Consider the following 18,024-nt stretch of genomic DNA (forward strand, 5'->3'; position numbering starts at 1 on the left):
ATTATTTGTTCAGGAAAGCCGCGATCTGGTCGAAGACGCGGTTCCGCGTCTCGGGCGTCTCCATCAGCACTTCGTGGCGCGCGCCCTCGATCATTTCCAACTGGCTGTTGGGCCAGGAACCCATGCGAACATGGATCGAATCGTCGGATACGATGCCCTCGTCCGTGCCCAGAAACGTCAGGCAGGGCACCTTCGGCGCCGCCTCGCGCGCAGTGGTGTGCATCTCGCGGAACGCGGCCCAGATCCAGGCCAGCGACGGGCCGCCTAGGGCCAGTTCGGGATGCGCGGCAAGCTGACGTTTCATCCAGGCGAACATCTCGGGGTCGGTGGTCAGCAGATTGTCATCGAAGGGTGCGTCTATCGGGTCCGCGATCTTTCCCGACCCCGGAGCCGAGCGTTGTCCCAGACCGATGAGCGATGCCATCGCCGACACCCCCCATCCGATCGCGCGGCGGTGGGGCGATAGTTTCAGACCCCACATCGGGGCAGAGAACACGGCTTTTTCGAAAGTGTCGGTTCTCATCAGAGTGCGCAGCCCAATCAAGCCACCCATCGAATGTCCCAGAATGTGCCAGGGCCGGGGAAGGTTCAGCGCGGCACAAAGTTCAAGTAATGCATCAACGTCACGCTGAAAGTAATTGAAATTATTCACATGACCAATGTTCTTGTCGTGCTCGGGTCGCGGCGAAAGACCTTGACCGCGCCAGTCGATCGCAACGCTGGCATAACCGCGCGCCTGCATCTCGCGTGCTGCATCGGAATATTTTTCGACATATTCGGTGCGCCCTGGACACATGACCAGGGTGCCGCGCGACCCATCCTGCCAGACCGCGACCCGAAGGCGGATGCCATCCGACGTCGTGGCCCACACGGCCCGCCCCTCGACCGGGCCGCGAGCGACATCGGCGTGATAAGGGGCCGCCGGATAAGGGATCGCGCCATCGGCCATCGTATCGGCCACAGTCAGGACAGTGCCGCGCCCAGCTTCATCGCCTGTCCCATGTCGCCATCGACCGACAGCTTGCCGGTCATGAAAGCCGACGTCGGGTTCACATCGCCGTCAAGGATGCCCTTGAACGTCTCGGCATCGGCGGTCATCGTGCATTCGGCGTCGCCGTCCCCGGCACGCACGCCATCGGAATCGAGCATGATTGCGCCTTCGTTTTCGATCACGAACTTGACGCTGCCGTCGAAGGTGCCAATCTTTGTGGAAAGCTGCGTGACGGCCTCGTTGATGATGTCGCTCATGGAATCCTCTTATTCTGATCGCCGATATGGCGGGATTGGGTCGTGGACAGGATGATTGACCAGCGCGTCACTCTCAAGGCCCTCGCAGTCGCGGTGCTGTGTAGTTACGCCACGTATTCCGTTGCGCAAGGGCTTGGCGACACCCCCGGACCCGAGACCCCGTCCGAGATCGCGCCGCTCGAGGCTGATCCGCAGATCCTGCTGAACCGGCTCGGAACCCTTACGGGCGAAGGCGATGCGGCCGAGGCGACCCGTCTGGCCAATGAAATTCAGGAACGCTGGACCCATACGGGCAGCGCCACGCTGGACCTGCTTCTGCAACGGGGGATCGACGCGATGCAGGACGGCGATTTCGTCCGCGCCATCGCTCATCTGACTGCTTTGACCGATCATGCGCCCGAATTCGCCGAGGGCTGGAACCAGCGGGCGACCGCGTTTTTCCTGACCGACCGATACGGCGAGGCGCTTTCGGATATCGAGCAGGTCCTGATTCTCGAACCGCGTCATTTCGGTGCACTGGCGGGCCTGGGGATCATCCTCGAAGAACTTGGCGATGAGCAGGGGGCACTCCGGGCCTTCCGTGCCGCGCAGCAGATTTTTCCAGCCGAAGAAAACGTCAACAGATCCGTCGAGCGCCTTGAAGCCGCGACCGGAGGTCGGACCCTCTGATGGACAGCCCTCTCGGGCGGGTAACGGCGGTCCTCGGACCGACGAATACCGGCAAGACTCACTACGCCATCGAGCGGATGCTGGCACATCGTACCGGCATCATCGGCCTGCCGCTGCGCCTTCTGGCGCGCGAGGTCTATGATCGCATAGTTGCGGCACGGGGTCCTTCGGTCGTGGCGCTTGTCACCGGCGAGGAACGGATCGTGCCGCCACGTGCCGCCTACTGGGTCTGCACGGTCGAGGCGATGCCGCAGGGGATGGGCGCCGACTTCGTTGCCATCGACGAAATCCAGCTCTGCGCCGACCAGGAGCGCGGCCATGTCTTCACCGACCGTCTGCTGAACATGCGCGGCCTGCACGAGACGTTATTCATGGGGTCCGATACGATGCGGCCCTCGATCGCGGCGCTGATCCCCAAGGTGCAGTTCGCGCGGCGCGAACGATTCAGCGATCTGACCTATACAGGTTCGAAAAAGATAAGCCGAATGCCGGGCAGAACCGCGATTGTCGGATTTAGTGTCGATAATGTGTATGCTATTGCGGAACTCCTGCGCCGTCAAAAGGGCGGTGCAGCGGTCGTCATGGGGGCGCTTTCGCCCAGAACGCGCAACGCGCAGGTCGAGATGTATCAAAATGGCGACGTCGATTACCTCGTCGCCACCGACGCCATCGGCATGGGCCTGAACCTCGACATCAGGCATGTTGCTTTCTCGGCCACCTCCAAGTTCGACGGGCAGCGCATTCGACCCCTGATGCCGCATGAACTGGCGCAGATCGCCGGACGCGCCGGGCGCTATATGCAGCCCGGCACTTTTGGCGTGACCGGCGAAGCTTCGCCGCTGGAGGACGGGCTGGTCGAGGCCATTCAATCTCACACATTCAAACCCATCGACCGCCTGATGTGGCGCAATGATCGTCTGGATTTCGGCAGCCCCGAAGCGCTCATCGCCTCTCTGGAAGCGCCCAGCACCGAACTTCAGCTGACGAAGGGGCGCGAGGCGGATGACCTGTCGTCGCTTAAGACCTTGAATCAGCTGGAAACCGTTGCCGTCCGCCTGCGCGATGCCCGCGATGTGAAACTGTTGTGGGAAGTCTGCCGCATCCCCGATTTCCAGGGCATCAGCCACGGCGAGCATACGACCATGCTGGCGCGCATCTTCGGATTTCTGCACGAACGGGGTCGTGTCGACGGCGATTGGTTCGCCCGACAGGTTAAACGCATCGACCGAACCGACGGCGATATCGACATGTTGTCCAAACGATTGGCGTATATCCGCACATGGACGTATGTTGCGCAGCGAAAGGGCTGGGTGGACAACGATGCGCATTGGCGCGATGCCACGCGGGCGATAGAAGACCGTCTGTCGGACGCGCTCCACCAGGCGTTGACCAATCGGTTCGTCGACCGGCGAACCTCGGTGCTGCTGCGGCGGCTGAAGATGAAGGAGGGCCTGTTGGCCGACATCAACGACAAAGGTGAAGTCACCGTCGAGGGCGAGACGCTGGGTCGTCTCGAAGGCTTTCGATTCCATCAGACTGGAACCGCGTCCCCGGACGAGGCCAGAACCGTGCGGCAGGCCGCGACCCAGGCGCTGCGGCCCGAATTCCACCTCCGCGCAGACCGTTTCTACAATGCGCCCGATACCGAGATGGATTTCACCGAGCAGGGTGGCCTGATGTGGGGCGATCAGGCCGTCGGCAAGCTGGTCAAGGGGGCCGAGCCGCTCAGGCCTGGCGTCGAAGCCTTCGTCGATGACGAGGCCGGGCCGGAGGTCATGCAAAAGGTCACGCGCCGGTTGCAGCACTTCATCGACCGCAAGGTCGCCGCCGCGATGGACCCGCTCATGGCGATGTCCCGAGACGAGACGTTGACCGGACTGGCGCGCGGGTTCGCGTTCCGGATGCTTGAATCCTTTGGTGTCCTGCCCCGTGCCGACGTCGCGCAGGAGGTGAAGGACCTGGATCAGGATGCCCGCGGGCAACTGCGCAAGCATGGCGTCCGCTTTGGCCAATTCACCATTTTCCAGCAATTGCTGCTCAAGCCCGCGCCTACGCGCCTGCGGCTTGTGCTTTGGGCGCTGGTGCAGGATTTGCAGGAATTTCCCGAAGCGCCCCCGCCCGGTCTGGTCACCGTGCCCGCCGCCGCTGGTGCGCCGCAGGGTTATTACACGATGGCCGGTTACCGGCAGGCCGGCGCGCGGGCGATCCGCATCGACATGCTGGAACGGTTGGCCGACCTGCTGCGTCCTGCCGATTCGCGCGGCGGCTTCGAGGCGACACCCGACATGCTGTCGATCACCGGCATGACGCTGGAGCAGTTTTCCGACCTGATGGGCGGTCTGGGTTATAATGCCGAAAAGGGCGAGCGACCGAAGGTAAAGCCGGTCTCCGCCAAGTCCGACACGCCGGACGAGCCGACGAAAACGCCGCAGGAAACTCCGGTGCAGGAGCCTGCGGAAACTCCGCCCGCACCGCCGACCGAGGTGCCTGGCGAGACGCCTGCCGAAACTCCGGTCATCGACCCACCGGAAGGCCCGGCGACGCCTCCAACCGAAGTGCCGCCTGAAATGTCGGGCCAGACCGACGCCGCCGCACCCGCTGCTGATGCACCCGCCGCTGATGCACCCGAACTCGAGGTTTTCTATACCTTTACCTGGGCACCGCGCCGCCAGAACAATCGCGGTCCGCGTAAAGATCAGGGGCGCGATCAGGCCCGTGAGGGCGACCAGCCTGCCCGGAAGGGTGGAAAGCCGCAGGGCAAAGGTGGCGGGCGGCGTGAAGGCGGCAAAGGCAAACCCGCAGGTGATCGCGGGCCCAAAACTTATGAAGCCAAACCCAAGCGCGACAAGCCCATCGACCCCGACAATCCCTTCGCGGCGCTTGCCGCACTTAAGGACAAATGACCGGACAGTCCGAAGACCCCGCGCCGAAGCAGCGGCTGGATAAGTGGCTGTGGCAGGCGCGGTTCTACAAGACGCGCACCCTGGCCGCTCGAACGGTGAGCGATGGGCGGGTGAGGGTAAATGGCGAAAAAGTCGGCAAACCCGCCTTGCCGGTCGTGCCGGGCGATACGTTGACCTTCACGGCAGGCGACCGCATCCGCGTGGTCGAAATCGTGGCACTGGCCGTGCGTCGGGGCCCCGCGTCCGAAGCGCAGGCCCTTTATACCGATCACTCTCCCAAACCCGTGCCGCGTGTCGGCCCTCGTCCCACGGGGCGCGACCGGCGGCGCATGGATGCCGCGCGCGACGATGAGACGCACCGACAGTGACGCGGCGGTAATACCGGCGTAATACCTTGGTTGGCCCTGTCGTAATACCGCATCTGCCGCCCCATATCGCAGGTAAGTCACAGCCCCGTCAGCCCCGCTTGAACCCCCCCGGCGGGGGGGCTAGACGGATTTCGACCCGAATAAGGACACGTTTCATGACCTATATCGTCAATGACGCCTGCATCGAATGCAAATATACCGACTGCGTCGAGGTCTGCCCCGTGGATTGTTTCTACGAGGGTGAGAACATGCTGGTCATCCATCCTGACGAATGCATCGACTGCGGCGTCTGCGAGCCGGAATGCCCCGCCGATGCGATCCGTCCCGATACCGAGCCGGATATGGAGAAGTGGGTTGAATTCAATCGTAAATATTCCGAACTTTGGCCTGTCATCATTACCAAGAAGGACCCTCTGCCGAATGCCGAGGAAATGGACGGCAAGCCAGACAAGATAAAGTTGTTTTCGGAAGCCCCCGGCGAGGGCGGCTGAGGTTCTGATTCAAGCGCGGCCAGATGGGTCAGCGTGCATGACACTTTCGCAGTGCCTGTTTTTGTGGTATGGTCGTCGACATAGCGGGGGATTTCCTTCCCATTTTCCACTGTGTCCGACCCCCAAAAACACGCAACTGCGTCAGGGCCGACATCAAATTGCATATGACCTGACCTACGGGCTTGCCCGTGGCCGGTGTTTTTTGCCTGTAAAACCAGGCCGATGCGCGAATTGAGACATCGAAAGGATGCCCATGTCCAAGAAGCTCGACTTTAGCCCGAATGATTTCGTCGTCTATCCTGCCCACGGCGTAGGTCAGATCGTCTCCGTGGAAAAACAGGAGGTCGCTGGCCTTGAGCTGGAATTGTTCGTCATCAATTTCGTAAAGGACAAGATGACGCTGCGGGTTCCGACTCACAAGGCGACCGACGTTGGCATGCGTTCGCTGTCGTCACCCGAAGTTGTGGCGAAGGCCATGACCACGCTCAAGGGCAAGGCCCGCGTCAAGCGTGCGATGTGGTCGCGCCGGGCACAGGAATACGAAGCCAAGATCAACTCCGGCGACCTGATCGCCATCGCAGAGGTCGTACGCGATCTGCACCGCAACGATGAACAGCGCGAACAGTCCTATTCCGAGCGTCAGCTTTACGAAGCTGCGCTGGATCGCCTGACCCGCGAACTTGCCGCCGTGAATGCCGACATGGACGAGGACGGTGCCCTCAAAGCTGTCGATGAAGTGCTTTCGGCACGCGTTGCGGCCGCATAAGATCGTTCATATACAGTATCTTGAAAGCTGAAAGGCGTCCTTCGGGGCGCCTTTCCCGCGTCAGGTCCACCATTCATCGATACGCGCGATATCACTGTCTGACCAACCGAAGTGATGCGCAAATTCGTGAACCGTGACATGCGCCACCAAAGCTTCCAGCGTGACGTCCCCGCGCGCCGCCCATTCATCCAGAATCGGGCGACGGAACAAAAAGATTGTCGAGGGCGGGTCGGGATAATCCACCGACCGCTGGGTCAGGGCGACACCCTCGTAAAGGCCGGTCAGGTCATAGGCGTCCTCGATCTCCATCTCATCCAGCAGATCATCCGACGGCCAATCCTCCACCGACAGCCTGACATCGGCTGCCAGGCCCGCGAAGGGCGAGGGAAACGCGGCGCGCGTCGCCTCGGCGATCTTGCGCAGATCCTCGATATCGGGAGCGATCATGCGATCACGCGCATTCCGTAAGGCGTGCCGATCCGTGCCGTTATTCGCCGGGGACCGACCGTGACCGTGATTCGCGGATCGTCTGTCAGATCGGCGATACACGCCGTCAGCCCTTCGTCGGGGTGCGTCAGCGTCAGCTCCGCAAGGTGCAAACCGCTGTCCGGAAACGTCGGTGCCGGGCTGTCCCATTGGATCAAGGCAGGAAAACATCCATCAAACGGAAGTATCCCGTCATCGGGCACTGCCATGCGCCAGCGGAATGCGCCGCGCGCGAATGACAGCGGGCGTCCGGCCTGCGGAAAGCGAGCGACAAGCGCATCCAGATCGTCGGTCCGCAAGATCCAGTTGCCGATCCGGGGCAGTCCGGCACGGCGATCCAGGTCGAACCAGCGCGGTCGATCCGGCGCAACCGCATCAGGATCGATCGCTATGACTTCGAAATACTCACCCGCCGCCAGACCGGACAGACGATTGTGCGTCGACATGAGCGCATGTTTGCCGCCCGGACCCATATGATGCCCCAGATGGGTCAAGACATGGGCCGCGCCGTCATCCAGCGTTGCGGCGGAGATGGCGAAGTGGTCAAAGTCTGTCATGGGGGACGACGCTAGTCTGACGGCGCGGAAGGCGCAATTGCGCAAGGAGTGTCTTGCCGCCCGCGATGGAGTCGGGCCGTTGCGCCGTGCCATGGCGGGCACGCGCCTGTACGCGCGGCTCATGGGTCTGCGCGGACGAACCATCGCAGGCTATCTGCCGATCGGGTCCGAGGCCAACCCGACCCATGCGATGCGCGTTCTCGCCCGGGATAATCGTATTTGCGTTCCGGTCGTGACGGCGCGCGGTGCGCCGTTGCGATTCCGGGAATGGTGGCCCGATTGTCCGCTGGAGAAGGGCGCGTTCGGTGTGCCTGTCCCAACCGAGGGTGGCTGGCGTGTCCCGGATGTGCTGATCCTGCCGATGGTCGGGTTCGATGCGGGCGGCGGGCGGCTGGGCTATGGCGGGGGGTATTATGACCGAACGCTGGCGGGCATGGGTGATGCGCTGGCCGTCGGGTTTGCCCTGGAAGCGCAGCGCGTCGAGGCCATCCCGCAGGAGCGAACCGACATCACCCTGCCATACATCATCACCGATGCAGGGGTTTTCGGCGCGGACGGCACGGTGTAATCGGACGGCATCTCAAACCCCGAGGCCCGGATGACTGATACATTTGACCGCACCGTCAAGATCGCACCGTCGATCCTCGCCGCCGATTTCGCCAATTTCGGAGCGGAGTGCGCGGCGGTCGAGAGGCAGGGGGCGGACTGGATTCACGTGGACGTCATGGACGGACATTTCGTGCCGAACATAACCTTCGGCCCGGCGATGTGCGCGGCGCTCCGGCCCCACATCAAGGGTGTAATGGACGTACATCTGATGATCGCGCCGATCGATCCCTATATCGACGCCTTTGCGCAGGCCGGTGCAGATATCATCACCGCCCATGTCGAAGCCGGACCGCATATCCATCGCACGCTTCAGGCGATCCGGGGCGCGGGCGCGAAAGCCGGATTGGCGTTGAACCCCGGCACGCCGGCATCGGCTGTTGCTTCCTTGCTGGACGATGTCGACATGATCTGCGTAATGACCGTGAACCCCGGTTTCGGGGGGCAGAAATTCATACATTCACAGGTCGAGAAGATTCGCGATTTGCGTGCGATGATCGCAGACCGGCCGGTTCATATCGAGGTGGATGGCGGCGTTGATCCGGACACTGCCCCCTTGGTCGTGGCGGCCGGGGCGGATGTTCTGGTGGCCGGATCGGCGGTGTTTCGCGATGGTTCGGTCACAGACCCTGCACCCTATGGCCGTAACATAGCGGCGATCCGGACGGCTGCGGAACGCTGATAGCGCAATTGGCGTCAGATTGGGGCGGGAGCACTGTTCAGTGCTTGAAACCGGGCCACGGTCCCGGCCCTGTAGCGTGTTGCGGCGCGAGACTATCCGGCACTTTGGCCGTTTCTATGTGCACCGCGTCAACGGGCGTCAACGCTGCGACGGCAAGGATAGCCAGCAGCAGATAGGCCAGATGCATATTGCGGCGGCCGGGTGTTGTCTGTCCGATCATGGGCTGCCCTTTCAGAGCAATGTTCCATCAGGGATGGCGGGCTGAACGTCCGCCACCGGGGGCCAGGGCTTCGCCCCGACCGACTGCATCCCCTTTCAGAGGCGCAGAAAAAAGTCGTCGTTTCTTGTCCACCAATCCCGCAGATCCCCGAGTGTCACCGGGGCGTCGGATCGAGCACGGTCTATGTCCATACTCAGCAGGATGGCCAACCGTCTGGCCGTCTGCGCCTCGTCTGTGGGAGAGCCGCCTCTGCGGATGGCAGCGTCCATTTCGCGGGCAGCGGTGAGCAACGCGGTTTCCAATGTCCGGGCGGATATTTCAGGGTAAGCCACCGCAAGATCGCGTATCAGCGAACGAAAGGCAGTCGCATCGTCGTGCAGCCGTTCCAGCACAAGATCGCGGAGTTCGTCTTCGGTCATCAATCCCTCGTGTGTTGTGAGAGATATGGCCGACAATCCTTAAAGACGCGGTTAAGCGAGCTGGCGAGATGTCGAGATTGATGTCCTGATTTTAATCAAATTGACCGTTCAGGCGAAATGGACCGGCAGTCGCGTGCGCGCCTCGTGGGCGGCATAGGCCAGGTCCGACAGGCGCATGACGGTCAGGTAATCTCGGGCCGCATTCTCGAACGGATCACCTTCCGTCACTGCAGTCACGACATGAGATTGCAGGGCGTGAACGCAGTCGCCCGCGAAGTCCGGCCAGTCCTGCGTCGGCAACAGGACCTCGGATTCGCGGCTGCCGTGGGCGCGCAGGGACACAGTGCCGTTGCCGGTCAGCGTCAGCGTTCCCGCACTGCCTTCCAGAAAGGCGTCGCCAAAGGTGCGGCGGGTGTCGTCGGTGTCGAAATCCAGCAAACGGTTGCCATCGAAAACCGCGCGCGCGCCAGTGTCATAGTCCAGTATCAGATGCCCCGCATCCTCACCCCTGATCGCCGGGTTAAGGCGGCGCAGATCGGCGTAGACCCCATCGGGGTGCCCCAGGAGGTATCGAAAGGTGTCGATGTAATGCACTCCCGTCTCGTGGATCAGCAGGCGCGGCATGGTTTGGAAATACGGCTGACGCGCCAGATAGGCATCCGGCCCCTGACCATCGCCCGTGCGCAGACGGAACGTCAGGTTCAGCGGCCTGCCGATCCGGCCCGAGTCCAGCGCCGTCTTCATTGTCCGGAACCATGGCTGGAAACGGAAATTTTCGTGAATAATGAGCGGGACGTCCGCCGCTTCGGCCTGTGCCGTTACGGCCTCGGCCTCTTCCAGTGACTGGCAGAACGGCTTCTGGCAGATGATGGCGCGGGGTTTGTGGGGCAGGGCGGCGCGGATCGTGGCGGCATGCATCGGGGGCGGCCCGGCGATGTCGAGAATATCCAGCGCCTCGGCGGCCAGCATCGCGGTAGCATCGGGATAATCAGGGGACTTGGCCGGATCCCTGTCGCAGATCGCGACGAGTTCTACGCCTGCGATCCGTGTCCACGCGTTCCGGTGAAACTGCGCGAAGTATCCCGCGCCGACCATGCCGACCCTCAGCATCAGAGGCGCGCGATGACCGCTGCCGCCGCCCCCCTGGTGTCGAGCGTGCCACCCAGATCGCCGGTCGTCTCGCCCGCCGCAAGACAGGCATCGACGGCGGTCTGAACGCGGCTGGCATCCTCGATCATCTGCGGTTGGTCATGGCGACGGCCCAGCCAGTCCAGCATCATGCCCGCAGACAGGATCATCGCGAAGGGATTGGCGATGCCCTGACCGGCGATGTCGGGGGCCGATCCGTGGCACGGTTGGAACACGGCGTGATCGTCGCCGATATCTGCCGACGGGGCCATGCCGAGGCCGCCCATCAGGCCCGCGCCCAGGTCGGACAGGATGTCGCCGAACATATTCTCGGTCACCATCACGTCCCAGTCCCATGGTTTCAGCACGAACCACAGCGCCATCGCATCGACATAGGCGTGGTCGGCGGTCAGGTCCGGGTATTCCTTGGCCACCTCGTCAAAGATATCGCGCCAGAACGCGAAGGCGCGGAACACGTTCGCCTTGTCGACCGACGTCACGCGTCCCATGTGGCCTGCGGCCTTGCGGTCCTGCGCCAGACGGAACGTGTAATCGCAGACCTTGGTGGTGGTCCTGCGGGTCAATCGCAGCGTCTCCTCGGCGTAGTCTTCGGTGACGGTGCCCTTGCCCTGGGTGTGGAACAGCCCTTCGGTCGACTCGCGCACCAGAACGAAGTCTATGACGCGGCCCTCGGGGATATTCAGCGGCGTTTTCATGCCGGGGACAACGCGCACCGGGCGGATTCCCGCATACAGGTCCAGCGCGATGCGGATGTCGATCTGCGGGGTCATTTCGGTCCCGTCCGGGTATCGGACCGCCGGGTCGCCCAACGCGCTGAGCAATATGGCATCGGCATTTCGGGCCGTGTCCAGTGACGTCCGGGGCAGGTCGCTGCCGCAATCCAGGTAACTGGTCGCACCCGCGGGGCAGTCGTGGAAGGCAAAGTCGTGGCCGAAGGCGCGCAGCAGGTCCAGGGTCGGGGCCATGATTTCCGGGCCGATGCCATCGCCGTGAAAGACGGCAATGTTGAAAGTCTTGGACATGAATGCCTCCCCGCGTCAGTCTGACAACTCGATAGAACGCCCCAAACCGGAGGGAAAGCATGTTCGCAGTCGCCGTCACCATTGAGGTTTTCCCCAACCGGATGGCCGAATTCAAACCCGCCATGATGGAAAATGCCCGCGCTTCGCTGGCAGAGCCTGCCTGCAACCGGTTCGACGTTCTGTCCGATCCGTCGCGCCCGGATGAGGTTTTTCTATATGAACTATATGACGACGAAGCCGGGTTCGAGGCACATCACCAGACTTCGCATTACAAGGCCTTCGACACGCTGGTGACGGATATGATCCGGCGGAAGTCGATCAAGACCTACGCTGTCGTCGAGGGCTGATATGTCGGAGTGGGAGGTCTTCGCGCTGCGCTATGCCGATCGTAACGCGCGGGTTCGGGCCGACAGCTTCCTGTTCGACGACGACCACTCCGCACCGCATCCGATGGACTACTTCATGTGGTTATTGCGGCAGGGGAAACGGGCGATCCTCGTCGATACCGGCTATGACGAGGTCGAGGCCACCCGCCGCGATCGTCCCATCCTGATGGACCCGCGCGCCGCACTGGAGCCGTTCGGCCTGATGCCGGATGCAATCGACACCGTGATCGTTACGCATCTGCACTATGATCACGCGGGTGGGTTGCACTTGTTTCCCAACGCCACGCTGCATATGCAAGCCGCCGAAATGGCCTATGCCACCGGTCCCTGCATGTGCCACGACACGCTGCGGATGCCGTTTACGGGCGATCATGTCTGCGAAGCGGTGAAACGTCTGTATCGGGGTCGGGTGGTCTTTGCCGATGGCGATGCGCAGATTGCCGATGGCGTGACTGTCCACCGCATCGGCGGCCATTCCAGGGGGTTACAGGCGGTGCGGGTGCGGACGCAGGCGGGATGGCTGTGCCTTGCGTCGGATGCTGCGCATTTCTACGAAAACTTCGAGGCGGGAAAGCCGTTTCCGATCGTTGCGGACGTGTCCGAAATGCTGGACGGGTTTGCCACGATCCAGCGGCTGGCGTCGTCGCCGGGGCTGGTCATACCCGGCCACGACCCGTTGGTCCGGGTGAGGTTTCCTGCCGAGGCGGGGCTGCCCGAGACGTGGCGATTATCATCGGGACCGCAGTCCTGATGCTGTTCTGTTCGGCTTGTCCCACGAAATGCCCGTGGCCGAATTCTCTGCGGGCGGCGTTTCTGCTGGATATGATTGTCGCCAATCGGTAAGAAAACTTTACCAGACGGTCCGGGAGGGATCGTCTTGCGGGGCGCAACGACGTCCCACGCATCGGTTCAAAAGGGAGGAACCACATGAAACTCAAAGCGATCGCGCTTGCCACTACGGCTGCGCTTGTCTCGACTGGCGGCGCGCAGGCGCAGGAAGTCCTCGAAATGACCTCGGCCTTCGGGAAAAACCTGCCCATTCTGGGCACAGCCGGTGTCGATTTCGTCGAGAAGATCAACAGTATTTCCGAAAGCGTCGAGTTCGAACATTTCGATCCCGGTGAACTGGTCCCGACCCTGGAAGCCCTCGACGCGGTGTCCAATGGATCGGTCGACGCCGCCTATACGACCGCAGGATACTGGCAGGGCAAGATCACCGCCGCCTCGCTGTTCGCCGCCGTGCCGTTCGGCCCCGAGGCCGGCGAATTCCTCGCCTGGATGCTATATGATGACGGCGCCGAGTTGTTTCAGCGCATGTACGACGAGAACGGCTACAATGTTCGCGTCACGCCCTGCGGCATCATTGCCCCCGAAACCTCTGGCTGGTTCAAGAACGAGATCAATACGCTCGCCGATCTGGAAGGCCTGAACATGCGCTTCTTCGGTCTGGGGGCCGAAGTCATGGAGCGCCTGGGCGTTTCGACATCGCTTCTGGCGGGTGGCGATATCTTCCCCGCGCTGGAGCGGGGCGCCATCGACGCGACCGAATTCTCGATGCCCCGCATCGACGCGCGTCTGGGCTTCTACAACATCGCCAAATTCAACTACTTCCCCGGCTGGCACCAGCCCGCCACACTGTTCGAGTTGCTGATCAACAAGGACGTCTGGGAAGGTCTGGATGAGCGCAGCCAGAAGCAGATCGAGGTTGCCTGCCTCGCCAACATCACGACCAACTATGCCGAAGGCGAAGCCACCAACTTCGAGGCGATGGCCGACAATGAGGCCAACAACGGCGTGACCAACATGACGTGGTCGCCCGAGATACTGGCCGCGTTCGAGGAGAACTGGAACGCCGTCGCCGCCGATCTGGCCGCCGAAGATGAGTATTTCGCCGAAGTCTGGGCCGACCTTCAGGAGTTCCGGGAAGGCTACAAAGTCTGGAACGACGCAATCTATCTGCCTCGTCCGCGCGGTAACTGATCAAGGCCGACAGGCCCTTCAGGGCGGGGGAACCGGGCGATAATCGTCGCCCGGTTCCTTGAATGCGATTGCTGCGCAGCCAAGCGCGCACAGGGGGTTTTTCCATGCCGCAGGACCAGGCCGACGATCCTATCGTCTCCATCTCCGATCCGGGCGAGGTCGGGCGCGCCGAGCATAATCGCGGCGATCGCTTCGTCGTGCATGTCAGCAACTTTTTCGCCTGGCTGTTCCCGATCCTGATGATCGCGATCTCGTCGCAGGTCGTGTTGCGCGGTATGGGCAACAACCAGGCGTGGCTCGACGATTTGCAGTGGTGGCTCTACGGGGCTGCCGTCCTGATCGGTATCGGCTATGCGGTGACGACCAATTCCCACGTCCGTGTCGACATTTTCTATGATGGCTATCCGGCGACCAAGCAGCGAAAGATCGACGTTTTCGCGCTGGCGTGGCTGTTCCTGCCGTTCATCATAATGTGCTGGGATGTAACGCTGGACTACGCGATTTCGTCGGTGAAAGCGAGCGAGGGCTCGGACAGCCCGAACGGGCTGCACAGGTTGTACCTGTTGAAGATGTTCATGAACCTCAGCTTCCTGTTCATTGCTGTCGCGATCTGGTCGGCCTACGTACGCAACCTGGCCCTGATCACGCGCCCGCTCTGGTGGCGCAAGCTTCTATATGCCTTTCCGGCGGTCGCCTTCGTGGTCAACCTGATCATCTATTACAGTGCACTGGGCCTCGTCCTCTATACGACCGAGGCGGAAAATGCACGGCAGGCCACCCGTCACTGGTTCTTCGATACTTTCGCCATCGGCCCCGAAGAGATGAAATACACCATCGCCTCGGCCCTGATCGTGACCATCGTAATCATCGCGGCGGCTTACGTCCTGCGGGACAAATCCGAGGACGCCACCTGATGTTCATACTCGAAGTCATCGGGCGTCTGATGACGCTGAACGAACTTGCCGTGTTGCTGATGTTCCTGTCGTTCATCTGGATGCTGTTCCGCGGTATTCCGGTTGCCATGGCGCTGGTCGGCGTGTCGCTGATCTTTGCGCTGTTCGCCGAGATTTTCCTGGATCCGTTCCGCGGCAGCTTCCGTGACATCATCGAATTCGACCGCACCGGCATCGATTATCAGAAGCTGTCGGTCCTGTCGGGTCGCCTGTTCGGCAATATAGTCAAGAATCCTGTCCTCGTGGCGTTGCCGATGTTCATCTACATGGGCCTGATGCTGGACCAGTCCGGCGTGGCGCAACGGATGATGCACGCCATGCAGAAACTGTTCGGCGGGTTGCGTGGCGGCTTGTCTCTGACGGTATTGCTGATCGGTATCATTCTGGCGGCGTCCACAGGCGTCATCGGTGCCTCCGTCACGTTGCTGGGCGTGATGGCCCTGCCGGCGATGATGAACCAGAACTACTCCAAGGAAATCGCAACCGGAACCATCGCGTCAGCAGGCACGCTGGGCATCCTCATCCCGCCTTCGATCATGCTGGTCATCATGTCGGATCAGCTGGCGATTTCGCTGGGCGATCTGTTCATGGGTGCACTGTTTCCGGGGCTGATCCTGGGTGGGCTCTATATCGGGTTCATCGTGATCTACGGCTTCGTCAAACCCGAGGCGATGCCTGCGCCGGAATACACCGGCGAAGTCGGCTGGCCCGTCATCAAGGAGGTGCTGCTGGCCGTGGTCCCGCCCATGTTCCTGATCCTTCTGGTGCTAGGGTCGATCTTCGCGGGCATCGCCACGCCGACGGAAGCCTCGGGTCTGGGTGCATTGGGCGCGACGGTCCTGGCTCTGCTGAACGGCAAGCTGTCCTTGAAGGTGTTCAGGGAGGTCGGGCGATCGACGATGAACACCTCGGGCTATATCGTCGGCATCTTTCTGGCGGCGAACTTCTTCGCCCTCGTCCTGCGGCGCTATGGCGGCGACGAGATCGTTCAGGACCACGTCCTCGGCGCGTTCCAGAACCCGTATTTCATCGTCATGTTCATCCTGTTTATCGTGTTTCTGCTGGGCTTCCTGCTGGACTGGATCGAAATCACGATCATTATCATGCCACTGATGCTGCCGATTATTCAGGGCCTTGAACTTGCGGTGCCGGGTTATGGTCAGGTGCAGGACCCGGCGGTGGTCTGGTTCGCAATTCTGGTCGCGGTGACGTTGCAGACGTCGTTCCTGACGCCACCCGTTGGGTTCGCGCTGTTCTATCTCAAGGGTGTCAGTCCGCCCGGTGTGACGCTGGCGCATATCTATCGCGGCATCATTCCCTTCGTATTGCTGCAACTGATCGGGCTGGCCATCGTGTTCGTATTCCCGGCACTGACGACATGGTTGCCTTCGGTAGCCTATGGGAGTTGACCCGGCCATATCCTGCGATTGAGGATCGCCGCCTGTGTGAACCCCGGCAACCGGGCCGGTCACATCACCGGGTGCGACATCGTATCGGGGTTCAACCGGCCCTGCCGCAGTGGCATGTCATTCCGGCAGGCGACAGCCCCGGAGTTTCTTATGCGGCCAACATCTCTCATCGCAGCCATGCTGACTGTCGCTACCCTTGCACTGCCCTCCGTGGCCGACATGACGACACTGGACGAACTGAAAATCGGGACGCCGATGCTGCGCGCGATGCTGCTCACGCCTCCGGCCGGGGGCGTCCTCCTTCCGACCTTCGAAACAGACGTCGCGGACGGCACCGTCGGACATATGCAACTGCACAAGACATCCGTGACATGGCCGCCAGACCCGGAACCCCGGCCATCACCGGCTGATTGATGCGGGCGTGGAGCCGCAATCAGGCTCCGGGTCGTAAATGGGTGGCGCGATTCGAATCACTGCGCTACAATGGTATGGCAGACCCGGAAAACCGGGCAGGGCAGTAAGCAGATACAGGCGGATCAATGACAGAAATTGCGCATGGCGCGGTCGTCGTCCTACCGGGCGAGGCCATCGTTTCCCGTTGGTGGCGGACGATCGACAAGGGCGTGCTCGGCGCGCTTGTGCTTCTTTTCGCAGTGGGCCTTCTTCTGGGCTTCGCGGCATCGGTCCCCCTGGCCGAACGCAACGGTTTGCCGCCATTTTACTATGTCTATCGACAGGCGTTTTTCGGCGGCATGGCGTTCGTGGTCATGTTGGGTACGTCGATGATGTCGCCCGACATGGTCCGTCGGCTGGGCGTAATCGGGTTTTTCTTCGCCGCCGCCGCCCTGATGTTGCTGCCTGCTTTGGGTACCGATTTCGGCAAGGGCGCGACCCGCTGGTATTCGCTGGGCTTCATCTCTCTCCAGCCGTCCGAATTTCTGAAGCCGGTCTTCATCATTATCTCAGCATGGCTGATGGCTTCGGCGAGCGAACCGGGCGGTCCTCCGGGCAGATTGATCAGTTTTGGCGTGTTGATCGTGGTCGTGGCGTTTCTGGCGCTGCAGCCGGACTTCGGGCAGGCAATGCTGACGATCGTTGCGTGGTCGGGCATCTATTTTGTGGCGGGCGCGCCGATCCTCTTGCTGACGGCAATTGGCATGATCGTCGGTCTTGTCGGTGTTGTGGCCTATAAGAACTCTGAACATTTCGCCCGGCGCATCGACGGCTTCCTGTCGCCGGACGTCGATCCGCGCACCCAGATGGGATATGCGATCGACGCCATCCGCGAGGGCGGCTTCTTCGGAACCGGTGTCAACGAGGGCCGGGTGAAATGGATTCTTCCCGACGCCCATACCGACTTCATCATCGCCGTCGCAGCCGAGGAATACGGGCTGGTCATGGTCCTGTTCATCGTCGCTCTGTTCGGGTTCATCGCGGTGCGCTGCCTGACCCGCCTGTGTGTCGAGCGAGATACGTTCATCCGGCTGGCGGGCGCCGGTCTGACCGTACTGCTGTCGGCGCAGGCTTTCATCAATCTGGGTGTCGCGGTGCGGCTGTTGCCAGCCAAGGGCATGACGCTGCCTTTCGTCAGCTACGGCGGGTCTTCGCTGATCGCGATGGGTGCCTTGACCGGGATGCTGCTGTGCTTCACGCGGACACGACCGCAGGCTGAAATCGGGGATCACCTGCTGTCGAACGGATACCGCTGAA

At 61.9% G+C, this 18,024-nt stretch carries 22 protein-coding genes; 14 read left to right on the forward strand and 8 right to left on the reverse strand.

Annotation, left to right across the window (positions count from 1 at the left end; translation table 11 throughout):
* Position 1: 1 nt before the first annotated feature.
* Entirely contained in the window at positions 2 to 961 is a 960-nt protein-coding gene (locus BMY38_RS10225) for an alpha/beta hydrolase (RefSeq protein ID WP_245737565.1), read from the reverse strand.
* 2 nt (positions 962 to 963) lie between these two features.
* On the reverse strand, positions 964 to 1,248 hold the full coding sequence (locus BMY38_RS10230; protein ID WP_092762472.1) for an SCP2 sterol-binding domain-containing protein: 285 nt from the start codon (positions 1,246 to 1,248) through the stop codon (positions 964 to 966).
* A gap of 51 nt (positions 1,249 to 1,299) precedes the next feature.
* Here BMY38_RS10230 and BMY38_RS10235 point away from each other — a divergent pair, with 51 nt between their 5' ends.
* The 5 genes from BMY38_RS10235 (at position 1,300) to BMY38_RS10255 (ending at position 6,445) form a co-directional block, all read left to right on the forward strand.
* The gene (locus BMY38_RS10235) at positions 1,300 to 1,917 is read left to right on the forward strand and encodes a tetratricopeptide repeat protein (RefSeq protein WP_092762474.1); all 618 of its coding nucleotides are present in this window, start codon (positions 1,300 to 1,302) and stop codon (positions 1,915 to 1,917) included.
* Positions 1,917 to 4,820 (forward strand): helicase-related protein, encoded by a 2,904-nt coding sequence (locus tag BMY38_RS10240; RefSeq protein WP_092762476.1) that lies wholly within the window; start codon positions 1,917 to 1,919, stop codon positions 4,818 to 4,820. The genes BMY38_RS10235 and BMY38_RS10240 overlap by 1 nt, the downstream gene beginning before the upstream one ends.
* A complete protein-coding gene (locus BMY38_RS10245; RefSeq protein WP_092762478.1) occupies positions 4,817 to 5,188 on the forward strand; it encodes an Hsp15 family ribosome-associated heat shock protein in 372 nt (123 codons plus the stop codon). Before BMY38_RS10240 ends, BMY38_RS10245 begins: the two co-directional genes overlap by 4 nt.
* A gap of 155 nt (positions 5,189 to 5,343) precedes the next feature.
* The gene (gene fdxA, locus BMY38_RS10250; RefSeq protein WP_092762480.1) at positions 5,344 to 5,679 is read left to right on the forward strand and encodes a ferredoxin FdxA; all 336 of its coding nucleotides are present in this window, start codon (positions 5,344 to 5,346) and stop codon (positions 5,677 to 5,679) included.
* A 247-nt stretch (positions 5,680 to 5,926) separates the two neighbouring features.
* The gene (locus BMY38_RS10255; RefSeq protein ID WP_092762482.1) at positions 5,927 to 6,445 is read left to right on the forward strand and encodes a CarD family transcriptional regulator; all 519 of its coding nucleotides are present in this window, start codon (positions 5,927 to 5,929) and stop codon (positions 6,443 to 6,445) included.
* A gap of 60 nt (positions 6,446 to 6,505) precedes the next feature.
* On the opposite strand, the gene BMY38_RS10260 is transcribed toward BMY38_RS10255, so the two are convergent.
* The gene (locus BMY38_RS10260) at positions 6,506 to 6,892 is read right to left on the reverse strand and encodes a metallopeptidase family protein (RefSeq protein ID WP_092762484.1); all 387 of its coding nucleotides are present in this window, start codon (positions 6,890 to 6,892) and stop codon (positions 6,506 to 6,508) included.
* A complete protein-coding gene (locus tag BMY38_RS10265; protein WP_092762486.1) occupies positions 6,889 to 7,488 on the reverse strand; it encodes a VOC family protein in 600 nt (199 codons plus the stop codon). Before BMY38_RS10265 ends, BMY38_RS10260 begins: the two co-directional genes overlap by 4 nt.
* Here BMY38_RS10265 and BMY38_RS10270 point away from each other — a divergent pair.
* Complete coding sequence (locus BMY38_RS10270) at positions 7,487 to 8,056, forward strand: 5-formyltetrahydrofolate cyclo-ligase (RefSeq protein WP_175495841.1); 570 nt, start codon at positions 7,487 to 7,489, stop codon at positions 8,054 to 8,056. The genes BMY38_RS10265 and BMY38_RS10270 overlap by 2 nt on opposite strands.
* 30 nt (positions 8,057 to 8,086) lie before the next feature.
* Entirely contained in the window at positions 8,087 to 8,776 is a 690-nt protein-coding gene (rpe, locus tag BMY38_RS10275) for a ribulose-phosphate 3-epimerase (protein ID WP_092762490.1), read from the forward strand.
* A gap of 37 nt (positions 8,777 to 8,813) precedes the next feature.
* Here the strand turns inward: rpe and BMY38_RS10280 are convergent, their stop codons facing one another.
* The 4 genes from BMY38_RS10280 to BMY38_RS10295 all read right to left on the reverse strand — a co-directional run bounded on the left by BMY38_RS10280 (position 8,814) and on the right by BMY38_RS10295 (position 11,586).
* On the reverse strand, positions 8,814 to 8,996 hold the full coding sequence (locus BMY38_RS10280) for a hypothetical protein (protein WP_092762492.1): 183 nt from the start codon (positions 8,994 to 8,996) through the stop codon (positions 8,814 to 8,816).
* A gap of 95 nt (positions 8,997 to 9,091) precedes the next feature.
* The gene (locus BMY38_RS10285; RefSeq protein WP_092762494.1) at positions 9,092 to 9,415 is read right to left on the reverse strand and encodes a hypothetical protein; all 324 of its coding nucleotides are present in this window, start codon (positions 9,413 to 9,415) and stop codon (positions 9,092 to 9,094) included.
* Between the two features lie 108 nt (positions 9,416 to 9,523).
* Positions 9,524 to 10,525 carry a Gfo/Idh/MocA family protein gene (locus BMY38_RS10290; RefSeq protein WP_092762496.1) on the reverse strand — a complete coding sequence of 334 codons (1,002 nt, stop codon included), beginning with the start codon at positions 10,523 to 10,525 and terminating at the stop codon, positions 9,524 to 9,526.
* A complete protein-coding gene (locus tag BMY38_RS10295) occupies positions 10,525 to 11,586 on the reverse strand; it encodes an isocitrate/isopropylmalate dehydrogenase family protein (protein ID WP_092762498.1) in 1,062 nt (353 codons plus the stop codon). Before BMY38_RS10295 ends, BMY38_RS10290 begins: the two co-directional genes overlap by 1 nt.
* Positions 11,587 to 11,645: 59 nt before the next feature.
* Between BMY38_RS10295 and BMY38_RS10300 the strand changes: the two genes are divergently transcribed.
* The 7 genes from BMY38_RS10300 to BMY38_RS10330 all read left to right on the forward strand — a co-directional run bounded on the left by BMY38_RS10300 (position 11,646) and on the right by BMY38_RS10330 (position 18,023).
* Entirely contained in the window at positions 11,646 to 11,933 is a 288-nt protein-coding gene (locus BMY38_RS10300; RefSeq protein ID WP_092762500.1) for a putative quinol monooxygenase, read from the forward strand.
* Position 11,934: 1 nt separating this feature from the next.
* Positions 11,935 to 12,723 (forward strand): N-acyl homoserine lactonase family protein, encoded by a 789-nt coding sequence (locus tag BMY38_RS10305; protein ID WP_092762502.1) that lies wholly within the window; start codon positions 11,935 to 11,937, stop codon positions 12,721 to 12,723.
* A 176-nt stretch (positions 12,724 to 12,899) separates the two neighbouring features.
* Entirely contained in the window at positions 12,900 to 13,952 is a 1,053-nt protein-coding gene (locus BMY38_RS10310) for a TRAP transporter substrate-binding protein (protein ID WP_092762504.1), read from the forward strand.
* 104 nt (positions 13,953 to 14,056) lie between these two features.
* Complete coding sequence (locus BMY38_RS10315) at positions 14,057 to 14,866, forward strand: TRAP transporter small permease subunit (RefSeq protein ID WP_092762506.1); 810 nt, start codon at positions 14,057 to 14,059, stop codon at positions 14,864 to 14,866.
* Positions 14,866 to 16,314 carry a TRAP transporter large permease gene (locus BMY38_RS10320; protein ID WP_175495842.1) on the forward strand — a complete coding sequence of 483 codons (1,449 nt, stop codon included), beginning with the start codon at positions 14,866 to 14,868 and terminating at the stop codon, positions 16,312 to 16,314. The genes BMY38_RS10315 and BMY38_RS10320 overlap by 1 nt, the downstream gene beginning before the upstream one ends.
* A gap of 150 nt (positions 16,315 to 16,464) precedes the next feature.
* Positions 16,465 to 16,728 (forward strand): hypothetical protein, encoded by a 264-nt coding sequence (locus BMY38_RS10325; protein ID WP_139204696.1) that lies wholly within the window; start codon positions 16,465 to 16,467, stop codon positions 16,726 to 16,728.
* Positions 16,729 to 16,853: 125 nt separating this feature from the next.
* Positions 16,854 to 18,023, forward strand: coding sequence for a peptidoglycan glycosyltransferase FtsW (locus BMY38_RS10330; protein WP_092762510.1), 1,170 nt, complete (start codon positions 16,854 to 16,856; stop codon positions 18,021 to 18,023).
* The last annotated feature ends 1 nt before the right edge of the window (position 18,024 follow it).

Origin of the sequence: Jannaschia helgolandensis (genome assembly GCF_900109285.1) — a bacterium.
Taxonomy (GTDB): domain Bacteria; phylum Pseudomonadota; class Alphaproteobacteria; order Rhodobacterales; family Rhodobacteraceae; genus Jannaschia; species Jannaschia helgolandensis.